We start from the raw sequence: 15,178 nt of genomic DNA, 5'->3' as shown, positions 1-15,178 counted from the left end.
CACGCAATTGTGTCAGGAGACTACGATGAACGTCATGTCACCCGATGCCGAAAACTTACAGCAATCCATCATAAAACAGCTGGATGTACGCCCCTTTATCGATCCAGAAGAGGAAATTTCCCGCCGCGTGGATTTCCTCGTGGAATACTTGGAAATGACCCATGCCAAAGGCTATGTGCTAGGCATTTCCGGCGGTCAGGATTCCACCTTGGCGGGAAAACTCACCCAGCTTGCGGTAGAGCGGGTAGAAGGCGCCGAATTTTGGGCCGTGCGCCTGCCCCACGGCGCGCAGGCGGATGAGGACGATGCCCAGATCGCCCTTGATTTCATTCGCCCGGACCACCGGCTCACCGTTGATATTCAACCGGCCACCGCGGCGCTGAGCCACGAAGTGGCGCGTGCGGTGAACCAGGATTCCTTGAACGATTTCAATCGCGGCAATGCCAAGGCGCGCCTGCGTATGACCGCGCAATATGCCATCGCGGGCGAGGTAGGAGCGCTGGTTGTGGGCACGGATCACGCCGCCGAAAATGTCACCGCGTTCTATACCAAGTGGGGCGATGGCGCGGCAGACCTACTCCCCCTGGCCGGGCTAAATAAGCGCCAAGGCGCGGCATTGCTCAAGCACTTAGGTGCGCCAGAGTCCACGTGGTCCAAGGTCCCCACCGCGGATTTGGAAGACGATAAGCCGCAGCTTCCCGATGAAGAGGCGCTCGGCGTCACCTACGCCCACATCGATGACTACTTAGAGGGCAAGGCGGTTCCCGATGCCGCCCGCGAGCGCATCGAGACCCTGTGGCACCGCGGCATCCACAAGCGCCAGATGCCACAGGGGCCAACCGCCTAAGCTAGCGCCTCTAGCGTGGCGAGTGCCGCCCGCTCCAGCGGCCGGTTATAGGCCGAGCCGTGGGTCAGTGCGTGCACGGCTAGTGGGTGCAGTTGATGCATGGGAATCCAGGTTTCAATATCTTTCGGCGCCCCATAGCCGCGGAAGATTTCCTCTATATAGGGCGCGCCGAATAGCGCCAACATGCCCAAATCAGTGTGCGGATGCCCGCCGTGAGCTGCGGGATCGATCATGATGCCACCCTGGGCATCGAAAAGCAGGTTGCCCGCCCACAGGTCACCGTGGATGCGCGCAGGCGCCACATCCCAGCTGCGGGCGGCAATCGCATCGCAAGCCCGCTTAACCAAGTCCCTTTGCGCAGTACTGATTCCGGCCGGCTCCGCAAACGGCAGCACGCGCTGCTGGGCATAGAATTCACCCCAGTTATCGGTGGGCGTGCACTCCTGTTCAATGGTGCCGATGAAGTTTCTTCCTTCCCACCCCTCCGGCGCGCTGCCAAAAGCCGGTGCCCCAGCACGGTGCACGCGCGCGAGCTCCGCACCAAATTTTCGCGCGGCCTCTGCAGTGGGCGCTACCTCGTTGATGCGTTCTGTAACGATTTCCTTGTCGTCGGCGCTAATTACTGTGGCTACCGCATCCGTGGCTTCACCCAACCACCGGAGGCCGGCAGCCTCAGCACCAGCTTGGTCTTTATCGCGTACTTGCTTAGCAAAGGTCTGCATATTGACCAGCATAACTACTTCGGTAGCACACCAGGTTGGGCCGGAAAACTTAGAATTACATGCCTCGCACTTTAATTGACAAAGTTTTTCAGTTAGTTAATTGGCCCACTGCGAATTAAGATGCTGTACATAAATAATTTACCGAATGGTAAATTCTCTCTCGAATTGAAAAGGATAACTATGGTCGGAATTAACGGCATTAAGAGAAAGTTCGTCGGTGGTCTCCTCGCGCTTGGTGCTGCCTTGACGATGGCCCAGTCTGCCAACGCAGCAGAACCCCACGGCAAGGAAATGGTCACTTTCGGCGACTCTTTCTCCGCTAACGGCGGCGCCCCTGGGGATCGCGCAGCGGTCAGCCCTTTCTCCGCCTCTACTCCCCTACCGAACACGTGCAGTAACGACAAGCACAACTGGGCACACCAAACTGCCCGGAATCTCGGTCACAGCCTTGCGGACTACACGTGCAACGGAACCAGCTATTGGGTAGCTGCCTTCGTCGAACACGCAGTCCGCTCTGGGAATATTGGCCCCGATACGAAGGAAGTCACCTTCATGTATGGCGGCCTGCAGCCTGGCACCTATGTCGATGCACTGGCTAACGCCGCCGCCCCAAATATCCCTAAGGGCTCGAGCTACCGCGGATTGCTGAACGCACAATTCAATAAAATTCGATCCGTGGCCCCGAATGCACGCATCACGATGGTCAACTACGTTCCAATGACGGTTAATGACACCCTCTGTGTGGTCAATGACGACCGGATGCAGCTGCCACTGTCCATCCCAGGTGTTACTCGCGCAGAAGAAGAGTTCAACCGCGAAATCGGACGTGCCGCAGGCTCCCTTGGCGTGAACTTCATCGATCTTCACAACCAAGCAAAAACGCACGATCCTTGCCAGCCGGACACCAACCACCGGTGGGCAGTCATTGCTCAGACCCCGACGGCCCCTTCCGTGATGCCAATGCACCCGACTGATGTTGGACACACAGGAATGGCAGGTATTATTACGAATGGCCTAAGGAGCTAGGCCCCCATTTCCCCTATTCCAAGGAACTAAATCTCGGAGGAAACGTGAAGCGTATTAATAAGCTCGCCGCGGCTACTGCTTTCATCACAGCGCTTGTGGGCACGAGCACCGTTGCCACAGCTGCAGTCCCAGGAAACACCGTTCTCGTTGGTGACAGTATTGTAGCCAACCCAACCGTCGCTGACCATGCGCTGAACAAGGCGCATAAAACGGCCAATACCGGAGTGGGCTGCGTTACCGATAATGCCATTGCCACTGAGATGAGCAATGTTTCCGGTGCACACGTTGACCAGTACCAATGCGCAGGTGCTTCTTTAGCCACTGGAGGCGTTCACGTCGATAACTCTCTCCGCAAGGCAGCAGAAGACGGCAACCTTAACCACGAGACCAAAAATGTCGTTATCGTTGCCGGCGCTAATGACACCTACCCCCACAAAACGGATATCGCAGCCTCCGACCGCGCGATTCGCGGTGGTCTCCGCAGCGCACTCGATGTAGCCCACCAGCACGCACCGAATGCCAAGGTGACTGTCGTAGGTTACCCGCACGTGACCCGCGGCAACTCCACTTGCCTGACCTCTTCGATCATTCCCCTACCCATCACAGCCGTCTCTGACACAGAACAGCGCCTCCAAAACACCCTGCGCGAAGTGTCCGAGCAAAACGGCGCAACCTTCTTAGATGCACAGCCCATGTCTGAAGGACATGACATGTGCTCGCCAGACCGCTGGTGGGTTAACCTCGTTGACCCAGTACCACCAGCTCCCGGCAACCTACCACTGCACCTTAATGCCCACGGCACCGCAGCTTATGGCCAGTTTATCGGCCACGCTCTGCAGTAAGTAGAAAGAAAATATCCCGCATAGTTTTAAACTATGCGGGATATTTTTATGAGTTTTTCTGGTTAGTGGTTATTGATCCAATCGATACCTGCCTGAAATTCCGCCCCACCGTACTGCATATGGGCAAGTTGTCCGCGTAGCAGGTTTATATTATCCATTGCGCCATGGTGAGAGGCCTCACCTACGATCTGCTGCAAAGGCAGCTTGCCGTGTGCTGCGTCCACCTCCATGGACGGGGATACCAATCCCAGGTAATCCTCTGGGTAGTTACAAATAATATCCTGCGGGTTGCAAACCTCGAACACGTCAGACCCCAGTTCGCCGTACCCACCGTCGAGGTGGCCTAGAGCGCCGGTCGCATTGGACATGTCATCGTGATATTGCGCAGCACCATTGCCACCCTGGTACGGGTTGGCATAGAGGGCTGCAGATGCAAACCTTTCTTTATCAAGTGGTCCGCGCCCGTGCGCCGCATCGTTAATGATGCGTGCGGAAATATCTGCTCCCTCGGAATAGCCGACCAAGGAAATCTTGCTATTTGGGCAGTCATTCTGGATTTGCTGAATCTTAGCTGCAGTGCGGTTATATCCTTCGTTAGAAGAGTCAGAATATTTCGACACGGCAAATGGGAAGGCCTGGTAGCCCACAAAGGTGGCATTCGTATCCGGCTGGAGTCCGAGCTTAACGCCCATCTGTCCGGTAATTAGACCGTGCGGAACATCCGAAGGTGCTGACGGAATAGTATTCGCTCCGCCAGGAACAAAAACAACCTGCTGGTTAGCACACGTCGGAGCGGACATTGGGTTCCCAGGAATCGCCGCAGTGGCGGCGGGAGCAGAAAGTGCAAGTGCGGCTGCAGAGATTACGCCAGCAGCCGCAGCTTTCACAGTAAAATTCATATAATTTCCCATTTTCAAAAGGTTCCGGCGGTTTGCACGGGTTACATTACATGAGTCTTAGTTAACAGGCGACACCCCAACGCACTGTAACCAGACACATTTTCATATGAAAAATCCCGAGACACCGTTCTTACACGATGCCTCGGGACACTATATTGTGGAGCTAACGGGATTCGAACCCGTGACCCCCACACTGCCAGTGTGGTGCGCTACCAGCTGCGCCATAGCCCCATATACGAGGTGCAACCCTGTGGGCCGCAACTCGTATGAATATACATGGCGAGTATTTAACTCACCAAATCGCCTGCTACTTGGTGGCGACGTCTACCCAGTCATTCAAAGACTGACCAGAATCCTTATCCGGAATATCCTTGCCGTTTTGGACAACGCGCGGCGAGGAAACGGAGTCGGTTTCCTTTTTCAGCTTGTCTGAGTTTGCCTTGCCAACCTTATTACCTTGCTCGATATCCACGTTCTTGATGGAATCAACCACGGCATCCTCGGCGCCGAGCTCCTTCGCTTGGTCAGCGATGTCTTCGATTTCCCACTGGCTGGCAACGCTCTGCTGGTTTTGCATCATGTAGTCGCGCAAATTCCAGTAGGTCTTCACATCGCCGGACTTAGCTAGTTCCGACAAGGCTGCCGCAGCCTTAGTGGAGTAGCCATCATTGTTTTCATCACGCACCTTGTCCAAGAAATTCAGTGTGCGCACGTGGACGACCAGCTTGCCATCCTCAATCGCCTGCTTCATCTCCTCATCGGTGCTTTCCGCCAACTCCGCGCAGTGGGGGCAGGAGAAGTCTTCGTAGAGGTCTACTTCTGGAGTATCGTCATTGGCCGCATCGGACTTCAGGGTAATCGCGTTGTCCTTATAGTCCATGGACATATTGACGTCTTGCACCTCGTTTTCATTGGCTTGCTTGCCATTCCACACGATGTAGCCAATGACCACGGCGATAATAACGAGGAGGACGCCGACGCCCCAGATGAAACCATTGCCAGACTTGGCATTTGGGTCACTTACTTTGCTCATTTAAACCTTGCCTGTAGATACTTTCGGACTCTTGCAACCTACTGTGCCCACCACTACGGGTGGAGCGCAAATTTCGTGAACGGGCGTTTGATGGTCCATGCGGTAAGGGCGAGGAAGGCGGCATCGCGAAGCAGCGTCAGCCCATAGTTCATGCCCGGCTCCGCAGTAGCGTCACCAGCACCAAAGCACCCGCAATCGATATCCAGCCCACGCAGCCATGCCTGCAGGATGCCGACCATGAAAAGCACCATGACCACGGCCGCTACCTTGGAAGACTCGCGAAGGAAAATCCCCAGCAAGAGCAGCATTCCACCCACTAGCTCCAGCGGCCCAATGAGCTGGGCCAGATACCCAGACCATTCCGGCGTGAAAATCTCATAGGCCTTGATGGATTGCATGGTATCCAGCGGGTGCGCCATCTTTTCTACACCGGCGATGATCCACACCACGGCCATGCCAAAGCGGGCGATAAAGCTCACCACATCAAACGCGTTATTCACGCCGATTAGTTTAGCGTTTAACCTCCCCTTTTCGGATACAAACCCCTGTGCTTTTTCCTGAGACTTCGCCCACTATGATGTACCCCATGCCGCACTTCCTCATCGTCGGTTCCGGTGCCGCACTCGGCGCCGGTGCCCGCTACCTCTTAACCATCGCTCTCGGCGGCGGAATGCTCCCGCTCCTCATCCTTAATATCGTCGGCAGCGCGCTGATGGGATATACCCGCCCCGGCCCCTTCTGGGGAACCGGATTCTTGGGTGGGTTTACCAGCTTCGCCAGCTTTGCTTTCTTCACCGCGGAGTCCCACTGGAGCATCGCCCTGGCCTATGTCGCGGCCACGCTCGTGGGCTGCACCGCCGCCTACCTTGCTGGGGATAAGCTGCGATGAACCTGCTCTTCGTCCTTATCGGCGGCTTTTTCGGCGGCGCGGCGCGCTACGGCTTTACCCGCCTGCTGCCCTCGCCGTATTGCACCTTCGCATCCAATATCCTGGGTTCCTTGGTCTTCGGCCTGGCGGTGGGCTTTGCGCAGCTTGCCGATGCCCCCTTCGCCCATCCCCTCTTCGCCCTCGGCCTCGCCGGTGGCCTGTCCACCTGGTCCACCATGGCAAAAGAGCTAGGAGAAATGGTCAAGCAACGGCGCTGGTGGACCCTCTGCAAATACCTCTTCTGGACCATCGGGATCGGAGTGGTCCTAGCATGGCGCGGGGTGATGTGGGCCGGGCTTATCTATCACGGGATTTAGGTACGCAATTCCCAACTCGCCCCTAGCTACAGTGCCCCTACGACTTCTCTGTGTGAACTTCTTTCTGGACCTGCCGTTGGCCGAAGTTATGGAACGAACGCAGAGGGCTGTACCTGGATCCGGTGGCAAGCAAAAAGAAGTTCCAGCCCGAAAAGCACCCATGGTTCCCGTGCTATGACGACGAGCTGAAACTTCCTAATATCGGTCAAGGCCTGGATGTCCAAGCATTAATCCGCAATCGCCTCCAGCGGCGGGGTCTTTGCCGCGCGTTGCGATGGCCATACCGCTGCGATGACGCCCACAACCGCGGATCCCAGCAGCATGATCACCAGCATGCCCCACGGAACCTCGGCACCGCCAAGGCCTTGGTCATTCAGGATCTCGATGAAGGACCAGCCCAAGCCGAGGCCGATGAGGATGCCCATGATTGCGCCAAAGAGCGAAATCTGCACCGACTCCAGCGTGATCATCCGGCGGATTTGGCGGCGCTGCGTACCCACCGCACGCAACATGCCAATCTCCTGGCGGCGCTCGATAACACCCAAGGTCAAGGTATTGACAATGCCCAGCACGGCAATGATCACGGCGAGTGCGAGAAGACCGTAGAGAATGGCCAGCATCTGGTCGATGAAGCCAGCGGCCTGACCCGCATATTCCTTACCGGTGTTGACCTGCACCACCACGAGATCCTTGACGGCATCCTCGAGGTTCTGGCGTAGCTCTTCCTTGTCGTAGCCTTCTTTACCTAATACGCCCACCATCTGCACAGAGAATTCTCCGTCAGCGGCGACTTCTTCTGCCACGTCCTGCGAAACCACCATATTTTGAATGGTCTCGATGGGCTCAAAGGTACCGACCAGTTTGGCTTCCGCAGTTTTGCCCGGCTTGCTTCCGGTGACCTCGTAGGTCTCTCCTACCTTCCAGCCATTTTCTTTGGCAAAGTCTTCCGTGGCGGCAAAGCCACCTTCAATATTGGCATCGCCTTCCACCATGTTCATCGCCAGCATCGAGGTGGGGTCAGCATCCACCGTCACGGTAAACAAACCACGGGCGCCAAAGTCCAAGGAGGCCTGACCATCCACTGTGACCGGTGCCGACCCGACGGTAATGACCTTATCCACACCTTCTGCCTCTGCGGCACGCTCACCGGTTTCCTTCGGCGTAGGGAAGTTTCCAGAGCTAGGACCGGACAAAATATAGTCCGACGTAATAGTTTGGTCCACCGTATCCGAGATGGAAGCCTTCATCGTCTGCCCCAGCATGCCAATGCTCGTTACCAGCGCCACACCCAAGGTCAGGGCAAAGGCTGTGGCGGCGGTGCGGCGCGGGTTACGCCGCGAGTTGGTAGCAGCCAGCTTGCCGATGGACCCGAAGGGCGCCCCAATAGCCTTGCCCAGCGTTGGCACTAGCGGCAAAGAGAGCGCCGGCCCTGCCAGGAAGAAACCGATAATCACCCCGACGGCTCCGAGGCCGACGAGGATGGCGCGGACGTTCGTTTCGGCATCGCTAAGCACGCCCGCAAAAGCCGCAATAATGCCGCCAATCATGAGGATCGCACCGAAAATCGTGCGGACCTTCAGCGAAGAACCGGAGGCCGATTCCGTCGTGCGCATCGCTTCAACCGGCTCCACGGCACCCGCGCGCCGCGCCGGGGCCCACGCAGAGACCACGGTGACAATCGTGCCCAAAATGATCGGAACTACCACGGCGGAAACGCTCAGTCCCAGACCGCCGCCAATGTCCATACCGTTGGCACCCATCACCGCCTTGATTACGGCGACCAATCCCACGCCGGCAACAACGCCGACGATGGATCCCAGAACGCCCACGATGACGGATTCCACCACAACGGAATTGGTGATCTGGCGACGCGACGCACCCAATGCACGCAAGAGCGCGAACTCCTTAATGCGCTGGGCCACGATCATGGAGAAGGTATTGGCAATAATAAAGGTGCCCACCAACAAGGCGATTAGACCAAAGGCAACGAGGAAGTAGTTCACAAACTTCAACGCCTCGGTCATTGCCTCACTGGTCTGCTCTGCAAGGCGTTCGCCGGACTCTGCTTTGATGTCGAATTTGTCATTCAGGTCATCGACAAGCGCATTCGCATCCACGCCATCGGCGGCAGAGACCTTCAGCTGGGAAGGATCACCAAAGCGCTCCAGGTAATCCGACTCGTCCATGCGCAGCTCGATGCTATCGCCCTGCTCCACCGGCGGCTCCACGATGCCCGTGACCTTAACCTCATCCTGGCTATCCGGATGGACTACCAGAAGCTTCTGGCCAACGGAGATATCGTATTTCTCCGCTGCAGAAGAATTGATCGTCACCTCATCTTTGGCCTTTGGCTCATCGCCTTCAGTGAGTTCGCTCGCGCCACCGACCGTTTTATCCGCGGAATAGTACGGCACGAGGCTCGCAGTACCGCTTTGGGTTTGGAAAGCCTCCGAGTTTTCATCGGCAACAACCACAGTCTGCGAGTCAGCGACGTTGATGTTTTTAACGTCGTCATCATCAAGCAGCTGCTTGCGCAGCCCGTCATCCAGCTTCTGGTCACTGTCATCGTCCTCACTGACCACCGCGTCTACCCCGCGGAATTGGTTATCCACCGCAGAATCAAAAGTGGCCTTCAATGAGTTAGTGAACATGAAAGAGCCAGCAATAAAGGCGGTGCCCAAAACCACCGCCAAAATTGTCAGGCCAAGGCGCAATTTATGCGCCAAAATATTGCGCACGGATACCCTGCGCATTGCGTTTCCGCGTGCCATTTAACCCTCAATCTCTGCCATTACATTGTGAATGGCCTCCATCGTCGGATCCTGCAGTTCGTTAACGAGCTTGCCATCAGCAAGGAAAACAACACGATCGGCGTACGACGCCGCCTTAGCATCGTGCGTCACAATGACCACAGTCTGGTTATCCTGGTCCACCGCAGTGCGCAGAATATCCAATACCTCGGCCGAAGAATTGGAATCCAAGTTACCCGTAGGCTCATCGCCAAAAATAATCTCCGGTCGCGACACTAAGGCGCGAGCACAGGCCACACGCTGCTGCTGACCACCAGACAGCTCCGCCGGACGGTGCTCCAAGCGCTCCGCCAGCCCCAGGCGACGCGTGACTTCTTCGAACCACTGCTTATCGACGTCCTTGCCCGCAATATCGGTCGGCAGCGTGATGTTTTCCGCAGCCGTCAAGGTGGGAACCAAGTTGAAGGACTGGAAGATGAATCCCAGACGGTCTCGGCGCAGCGCCGTAATTTCCTTGTCATTGAGGTGGGACATATCGGTATCTCCGATAAACGCCGAGCCAGAGGTAGCAGAGTCCAACCCTGCCATCGTGTGCATCAACGTGGACTTGCCCGAACCCGAAGGGCCCATAATGGCCGTGAATTGGTTCTTTCCAAACTCAATGGAAACGTGATCAAGGGCGATAACGGCCGTGTCATCGCTTCCGTATTGCTTAAACAATTCAACGGCGCGTGCCGCGGCATCAGTCATAAAGCGTGTTCTCCTTGTAAATGGGAAATTACCTTTCTACATAGTAACCCGCCTGGTCGCAGTGTCCCATCATCCCATGGGCTGATTTGGGGGCACTGGTGTGGTGGTGTTTGAACTGCTCCCCATTAGTTGGACTGAGAAATCAGTTACCGACTAGTAGGGAGTAGTTTTCTTTGAGAGCACGAAGTTCGTTGAGCGAATATCAGCGCGAGCAGTTGGTGGAGTGTTTCGAGCAGGGCATGGGGTGTAAAGCAGCTGCCAATGCTCTCGGGGTCTCCAGACACGCCGTGCGGAGTCTCTACCGTCGGTTTGTGCTGCGTGGCAGGCTATGTCTTGTGGAGAAACCGACTAAGCAGCATTACCCCTTCGAGGTGAAGAAGGAAGTTGTCGAGCGCTACCTTGCCGGCGAGACAAGAATGGATCTTGGAGCGTGTCAAGTTGTTTGTGTGTGGGGCTAGGTTTATAGGTATTTGTCGAAGCGGTCGGGAAAGGCCACGGCCATCTGGTTGATGGCTTGTTTCCAGCCAGAAACTCGGGCTCCTTCCACGAGTCTGCCGGCTGTCGCTGAGACTCGTTTGCCTTGTTTCGCCCTCTTTGCGGCTCGTTTGTCTTCAATGTTGCAGATCATCAACCACAGCGTCTTGAGCGCGGATTCATCGTTAGTGAACTGCACCCTGTTGCGAGTAGCTTTACGCAGCTGGTTGTTAAACGACTCAATGGAATTCGTCGTATAGATGACCTTCCTGGCTGCTGGCGGGAACTGCAAAAATGGCACGAATCTATCCCATGCATCCTGCCAGACCTTGACCGACTGAGGATACTTCACACCCAGTTCAGAATCGGAAAATTCCTTCAACGCTGCTTCTGCCGTGGATTCATCAGTAGCCGTATAAACCTTCTTCAACGCGGCTGATACAGCCCGGCGATCCCCGTAGGCCACCCATCGATTCGCGGCACGAATCAGGTGCACGATACAGGTTTGTACCATAGAATTCGGCCAGGTTGCCTCCACTGCTTCTGGTAGGCCTTTCAGCCCGTCACAGCAGACAATAAAGACGTCTTTGACCCCACGGTTAGATAAGTTGGCGCACACGTGTGCCCAAAAGGAAGCACCTTCTTCTTTGGCAATCCACAACCCCAGGATGTGTTTAATACCATCAAGGTCTACACCGATTGCCATGTACGCGGACTTGTTAACTACCCGGCCGCCGTCGCGGACTTTAATGCGCAACGCATCCAGGAATATCACGGGGTAGAACTCTTCTAACTGGCGGTTTTGCCACACCATGACCTCATCGAGGACGGCATCAGTTACTGCAGAGATTGTTTCATGGGAGATATCAACCCGCATCGCAGTAGCCATATGGTGCTGGATATCCCTAATCGTCATCCCGCCGTGGGGTTGCCCGCAAATCGTGGACACGTAGTGGAGCTACCTAGTGGTTAGGCAGCTATTTCTTTTCTGCTGGTGGTTAGGCTGGTGTGGTTCTCGAAATCGACGGGGCTGACCATCCCGAGGGCGGAGTGCCGGCGTCGACGGTTGTAGACGGCTTCAATCCAGTAGGCAACGGCCTTGCGGGCAGCATCGCGGGTTGGCCAGCGCTTCCGGTCGTAGAACTCGGTTTTCAGCGTCGACCAGAACGACTCGGCCATCGCGTTATCGAAGCACACCCCGGTACGCCCCACAGACTGAGCAACACCTAGGTTGCGGCACACCTCCCAGAGCTGCTCGCTGGTAAATTGTGTTCCCCGGTCGGCGTGAAACACCAGCCCGTCAGGAACGTCACCACGGAAGTGTATGTGCCATCCGCAGTGCTCGTTCGACCAGAAATGTATCTTGCACGCTATCCATAGCCCAGCCCAGTACCCTGCGGGAATGACCATCGCGAACTGCGCATAAGTACAACCAACCCTCGCCGGTTCGCAGGTAGGTAATGTCTGACATCCATACTCGATTGAGCTCGCCGGTATCAAACATGCGCTTTACCAGGTCAGGAAGACTCGACTTACGTTTAGATTGAATCGTTGTCGCTGGGACGAAGGCACGCGGTGAAATCCCTTCAATTCCCATCAGGCGCATCCGCTTAGCCACAGTCTTACGATTCACACTGATCTGGTAGCGATCGGCGAGTTCTGCGGTAATCCGCGGAGCACCATAGACCTCATCGGAGTCTTTCCAGATCTGATGAATCTTGCGATCAACATCATCGTAAAATGCTGCACGATCATCCTTACCGGATAAGCGTTGCTGCTGCATATGGGCCCATTTGTAGTATCCAGACCGAGATACCTTCAAAAGGCGTGCCATGCGCTTGATACTGAAATTCGCCTTCTCCTGCTGCATTAATTCGAACTTTTCTGATCGCGTTGCTTTGCGGCGAAGAAGGCTGTCGCTTTTGACAAAAACTCGTTATCCATCTTGGCTTCTGCCAGCTCACGACGCAGACGAGCGTTCTCAGCACGAAGATCAGCCTCGCTTAGCCCATCAGAGGATCCTCGGCGTTGACGCTCATTTTTCACCCACCGGCCTAAAAGGCCAGGTGCGACACCAATTTCTTTGGCTACATGAGCAATCGGGCGTTCTGACTCGATTACTAGGTTTGCGGCTTCACGCCGGTACTCCGGCGTGTATTTCTGGCGTTGTTGACTCACAATGAACATCCTCTCTTACGGACACAAGATCCGCACTAATCGGGTGTCCACTAAACGAGGGTAACCTCACTTCAACGACAAACAGTCTTGAAGGCGGCATAAACGCCCAGCTCAAACGCATCGCCGATGCGCACCGAGGCAGGTCAGGGGAACGCCAACGAAAAATGCTCGAGTGGTACCTCCACACCAAAAAGCAACTGCCTGACGATCCGCTAAATATCGCCAGGCAGTGCAATTATGGCCAAGATCAACTCGCCAAAGTCAACGATCTTGCCGAAGAAAACCACAACAAAGCCGACCAAGAAACAGGCCGACCAGCCTTCTACGACAACGCTATCCCAACCGAGTACGAACACTCGATAGGAATCAGAAAAGACCCCATGAAGTAACTAACCGTGTACCCGCGCCGCAACACGCCGAACGGACACACATTCTGCTACTTAACCCTACTTTTTGGTTGTTCATGTTTCAGCTTCTCTACACATTCAAAGGACAACTGCACAATGACCTAAAGCAGGCCGACTTGGCCTCAGTGGCTGCGCTTACCGCCATCCATTTGCATTTAATTGTCAATAAGCGTCGACGGGGATAGGCTGAGTGCATGGCACACGAGCACCACGACCACGATCACTCCAGCACGCCGCTGCGCGCACTCTTGATTGCGCTAGGCATTACCGGCACCGTCTTCTTCGCGGAGCTGATCGGCGGCTGGTTGGCGGGTTCGATGGCGCTGATGGCGGATGCGATGCACATGCTTTCCGACGCTGCGGGGTTGATCATCGCGGTGTTAGCGGTGTTGGTTGGGCGCCGACAAGCATCGGCTCAGGCCACGTACGGCTACCGACGAGTGGAGGTGCTTGCTGCACTGGCGAACGCAGTGATGGTGCTGGCGATCTCGGTGTGGATTGTCGTCGAGGCGGTGCGCCGCCTGCAGAGCCCGGCCGAAGTGCAGGGAAAAACGATGCTGATCATCGCGGTGATCGGCCTGGTGGCGAATGCGCTATCGGCGTGGGTTCTGCACCGGCACCGCAAATCCTCGATCAACGTGGAGGGCGCGTTCTTGCACGTGTTAGTGGATATGCTCGGCTCTGTCGCAGTAATCGTGGCCGGCATCGTGGTACTGACCACGGGGTTTGTGGCGGCGGACGTGATCGCCTCCCTAGCGATCGCGGTGATGGTGCTGCCGCGCGCCTGGCAGCTCATGCGCCTTTCGACGAGCGTGCTGCTCGAGCAAGTCCCGGCGGACTTCGACGCCAGTGCGATCGAGCCCGCGCTGCGGCAGGTCGAGGGCGTTGCTGACATCCACGACCTGCACCTGTGGAGCCTGGACGGCGTGAACGTGCTCACGACCGTGCATATCGTGCGCGACGGCACCGTCGGCACCGGCCCGCTGTTGGATGCCGCCCAGCAGGCCCTGCGCGAACACGGTATCGAGCACTCCACCATCCAGATTGAGCACCCAGAGCACGAATCCCACGAGACGGTGTGCTGATTCCCTTCTAACCTGACTTAGGCCAATTTTGTGCGGAAGTTCGCGGCCGGTGATTACTTGGATGGTGGCAGTGAGGTCGGGCGGGAATGGTACGGCGGCGTGAATGGTTTCGCCGCCAACGACGAGTTGAAAGCTGCGGTATTTCTTGAGTGTTCTCACGAGGCGTTTGATGAAGTGACCACTGCGGGTCTCCATCAGGTGGGTCACGGCTAGTGCTGCCATCACAATATTGAGATGTGCTGTGATCGAGTTTTGTTTCCTCGCATAGATTGGGCGTGCTTTCAGGTCTGATTTCGACATCCGATACGACATTTTCAATGTGGAATAGCCTGCGGTAATGCCCGATAACCTCCTGGGCGGGAAGAGCGGTCAGGTCGGTTTCATAGCCTTTAATTCCGGCTAGGGCTCGGTGTTTGGCAGCGAGAGCGTAGTTGACCTTCTTGTTCGGGGTGGAAAGATCGAAATAGCGGTTGCGCTTAATGGCGATTTCGCCGTCAACAGCGCGTTTGGCCTTTGCGACTTGCTCTTTGATTCCGCGCAGGCCGCGTCTGGCCCGATCATAGGAGTACTGGAAGTGGGTCACCGTATTCGGGGTTGTGTGTTTGCGCGCATCGCTTGCCGAGGCTTGTGTCCAGATCTGGCCGTGGGCGTAGGCTTCACCAGGGATTTCCCGCCGCCAGGTTTCAATCACCTCAGGCACGGTGGGGTTTCACCGACAAAATGTAGTGCAGACCTGCATCTATCAATGCTTGCTTGTTCGGAGGGTGTCAAGTTGTTTGTGTGTGGGGCTAGGTTTATAGGTATTTGTCGAAGCGGTCGGGAAAGGCTACGGCCATTTGGTTAATGGCTTGTTTCCAGCCGGAAACTCGGGCTCCTTCCACGAGCCTGCTGGCGGTAGCCGAGGCTCGTTTGCCTTGTTT

12 protein-coding genes, 1 tRNA gene and 5 pseudogenes are annotated in these 15,178 nt (G+C 56.1%); 8 read left to right on the top strand and 10 right to left on the bottom strand.

Going from position 1 to position 15,178, the window contains the following annotated elements:
- Window positions 1–25 precede the first annotated feature (25 nt).
- Window positions 26–847, top strand: coding sequence for an NAD(+) synthase (nadE, locus tag ABRP84_RS04010; protein ID WP_284869630.1), 822 nt, complete (start codon window positions 26–28; stop codon window positions 845–847).
- On the opposite strand, the gene ABRP84_RS04005 is transcribed toward nadE, so the two are convergent.
- Entirely contained in the window at window positions 844–1,581 is a 738-nt protein-coding gene (locus ABRP84_RS04005) for a fructosamine kinase family protein (RefSeq protein WP_239269915.1), read from the bottom strand. The two genes, nadE and ABRP84_RS04005, sit on opposite strands and share 4 nt — an antisense overlap.
- A 168-nt stretch (window positions 1,582–1,749) precedes the next feature.
- On the opposite strand from ABRP84_RS04005, the gene ABRP84_RS04000 reads away from it, so the two are divergent.
- Together ABRP84_RS04000 and ABRP84_RS03995 are read left to right on the top strand one after the other, a co-directional pair.
- On the top strand, window positions 1,750–2,595 hold the full coding sequence (locus ABRP84_RS04000) for a GDSL-type esterase/lipase family protein (protein WP_349852796.1): 846 nt from the start codon (window positions 1,750–1,752) through the stop codon (window positions 2,593–2,595).
- 44 nt (window positions 2,596–2,639) lie between these two features.
- Window positions 2,640–3,437: a GDSL-type esterase/lipase family protein gene (locus ABRP84_RS03995; protein WP_349852795.1), complete on the top strand. Its 798-nt coding sequence runs from the start codon at window positions 2,640–2,642 to the stop codon at window positions 3,435–3,437.
- A 62-nt stretch (window positions 3,438–3,499) separates the two neighbouring features.
- Here the strand turns inward: ABRP84_RS03995 and ABRP84_RS03990 are convergent, their stop codons facing one another.
- The 4 genes from ABRP84_RS03990 to ABRP84_RS03975 form a co-directional block, all read right to left on the bottom strand.
- Entirely contained in the window at window positions 3,500–4,129 is a 630-nt protein-coding gene (locus ABRP84_RS03990) for a cutinase family protein (RefSeq protein WP_349852794.1), read from the bottom strand.
- A gap of 365 nt (window positions 4,130–4,494) precedes the next feature.
- Window positions 4,495–4,567: transfer RNA gene (locus tag ABRP84_RS03985), tRNA-Ala, on the bottom strand.
- Window positions 4,568–4,643: 76 nt separating this feature from the next.
- Window positions 4,644–5,369, bottom strand: coding sequence for a DsbA family protein (locus tag ABRP84_RS03980; RefSeq protein ID WP_349852793.1), 726 nt, complete (start codon window positions 5,367–5,369; stop codon window positions 4,644–4,646).
- A 53-nt stretch (window positions 5,370–5,422) separates the two neighbouring features.
- The gene (locus ABRP84_RS03975; protein ID WP_023023739.1) at window positions 5,423–5,869 is read right to left on the bottom strand and encodes a MauE/DoxX family redox-associated membrane protein; all 447 of its coding nucleotides are present in this window, start codon (window positions 5,867–5,869) and stop codon (window positions 5,423–5,425) included.
- Window positions 5,870–5,955: 86 nt separating this feature from the next.
- Here ABRP84_RS03975 and ABRP84_RS03970 point away from each other — a divergent pair, with 86 nt between their 5' ends.
- Window positions 5,956–6,258, top strand: a complete 303-nt coding sequence (locus ABRP84_RS03970; RefSeq protein WP_349852792.1) for a fluoride efflux transporter family protein — start codon at window positions 5,956–5,958, stop codon at window positions 6,256–6,258.
- Window positions 6,255–6,614, top strand: a complete 360-nt coding sequence (locus tag ABRP84_RS03965; RefSeq protein WP_349852791.1) for a fluoride efflux transporter FluC — start codon at window positions 6,255–6,257, stop codon at window positions 6,612–6,614. The genes ABRP84_RS03970 and ABRP84_RS03965 overlap by 4 nt, the downstream gene beginning before the upstream one ends.
- A gap of 227 nt (window positions 6,615–6,841) precedes the next feature.
- Here the strand turns inward: ABRP84_RS03965 and ABRP84_RS03960 are convergent, their stop codons facing one another.
- Together ABRP84_RS03960 and ABRP84_RS03955 are read right to left on the bottom strand one after the other, a co-directional pair.
- The gene (locus tag ABRP84_RS03960) at window positions 6,842–9,385 is read right to left on the bottom strand and encodes an ABC transporter permease (RefSeq protein ID WP_349852790.1); all 2,544 of its coding nucleotides are present in this window, start codon (window positions 9,383–9,385) and stop codon (window positions 6,842–6,844) included.
- The gene (locus tag ABRP84_RS03955; protein WP_005277682.1) at window positions 9,386–10,114 is read right to left on the bottom strand and encodes an ABC transporter ATP-binding protein; all 729 of its coding nucleotides are present in this window, start codon (window positions 10,112–10,114) and stop codon (window positions 9,386–9,388) included. It lies immediately after the preceding gene.
- A 173-nt stretch (window positions 10,115–10,287) separates the two neighbouring features.
- Here ABRP84_RS03955 and ABRP84_RS11270 point away from each other — a divergent pair.
- Window positions 10,288–10,539: pseudogene (locus tag ABRP84_RS11270) on the top strand (helix-turn-helix domain-containing protein); the annotation flags it as partial.
- Window positions 10,540–10,574: 35 nt separating this feature from the next.
- Here the strand turns inward: ABRP84_RS11270 and ABRP84_RS03950 are convergent.
- Window positions 10,575–11,510: pseudogene (locus ABRP84_RS03950) on the bottom strand (IS256 family transposase); the annotation flags it as partial.
- 47 nt (window positions 11,511–11,557) lie between these two features.
- Window positions 11,558–12,775, bottom strand: a pseudogene (locus tag ABRP84_RS03945) (IS3 family transposase).
- A gap of 59 nt (window positions 12,776–12,834) precedes the next feature.
- Between ABRP84_RS03945 and ABRP84_RS03940 the strand changes: the two are divergent.
- Both ABRP84_RS03940 and ABRP84_RS03935 read left to right on the top strand, forming a co-directional pair.
- Window positions 12,835–13,155, top strand: a pseudogene (locus tag ABRP84_RS03940) (IS1249 family transposase); the annotation flags it as partial.
- Window positions 13,156–13,367: 212 nt separating this feature from the next.
- Window positions 13,368–14,258 (top strand): cation diffusion facilitator family transporter, encoded by an 891-nt coding sequence (locus ABRP84_RS03935; protein WP_284852650.1) that lies wholly within the window; start codon window positions 13,368–13,370, stop codon window positions 14,256–14,258.
- A 30-nt stretch (window positions 14,259–14,288) separates the two neighbouring features.
- Here ABRP84_RS03935 and ABRP84_RS03930 read toward each other — a convergent pair.
- Window positions 14,289–15,016, bottom strand: a pseudogene (locus ABRP84_RS03930) (IS1634 family transposase); the annotation flags it as partial.
- Window positions 15,017–15,178: the final 162 nt, after the last annotated feature.

Source organism: Corynebacterium sp. KPL2861 (genome assembly GCF_040225475.1).
In the GTDB taxonomy this organism is placed as follows: Bacteria; Actinomycetota; Actinomycetes; order Mycobacteriales; family Mycobacteriaceae; genus Corynebacterium.
This window is presented reverse-complemented; position numbering and strand designations above follow the sequence as displayed.

What these genes read in the sequence shown, in the direction of transcription:
- ABRP84_RS03965 (WP_349852791.1), top strand. Translation starts at nt 6,255, where the DNA reads ATGAACCTGCTCTTCGTCCTTATCGGCGGCTTTTTCGGCGGCGCGGCG.
- ABRP84_RS03970 (WP_349852792.1), top strand. Translation starts at nt 5,956, where the DNA reads ATGCCGCACTTCCTCATCGTCGGTTCCGGTGCCGCACTCGGCGCCGGT.
- ABRP84_RS03980 (WP_349852793.1), bottom strand. Translation starts at nt 5,369, where the DNA reads ATGAGCAAAGTAAGTGACCCAAATGCCAAGTCTGGCAATGGTTTCATC.
- ABRP84_RS03990 (WP_349852794.1), bottom strand. Translation starts at nt 4,129, where the DNA reads ATGGGCGTTAAGCTCGGACTCCAGCCGGATACGAATGCCACCTTTGTG.
- nadE (WP_284869630.1), top strand. Translation starts at nt 26, where the DNA reads ATGAACGTCATGTCACCCGATGCCGAAAACTTACAGCAATCCATCATA.
- ABRP84_RS03955 (WP_005277682.1), bottom strand. Translation starts at nt 10,114, where the DNA reads ATGACTGATGCCGCGGCACGCGCCGTTGAATTGTTTAAGCAATACGGA.
- ABRP84_RS04005 (WP_239269915.1), bottom strand. Translation starts at nt 1,581, where the DNA reads ATGCTGGTCAATATGCAGACCTTTGCTAAGCAAGTACGCGATAAAGAC.
- ABRP84_RS03960 (WP_349852790.1), bottom strand. Translation starts at nt 9,385, where the DNA reads ATGGCACGCGGAAACGCAATGCGCAGGGTATCCGTGCGCAATATTTTG.
- ABRP84_RS03935 (WP_284852650.1), top strand. Translation starts at nt 13,368, where the DNA reads ATGGCACACGAGCACCACGACCACGATCACTCCAGCACGCCGCTGCGC.
- ABRP84_RS04000 (WP_349852796.1), top strand. Translation starts at nt 1,750, where the DNA reads ATGGTCGGAATTAACGGCATTAAGAGAAAGTTCGTCGGTGGTCTCCTC.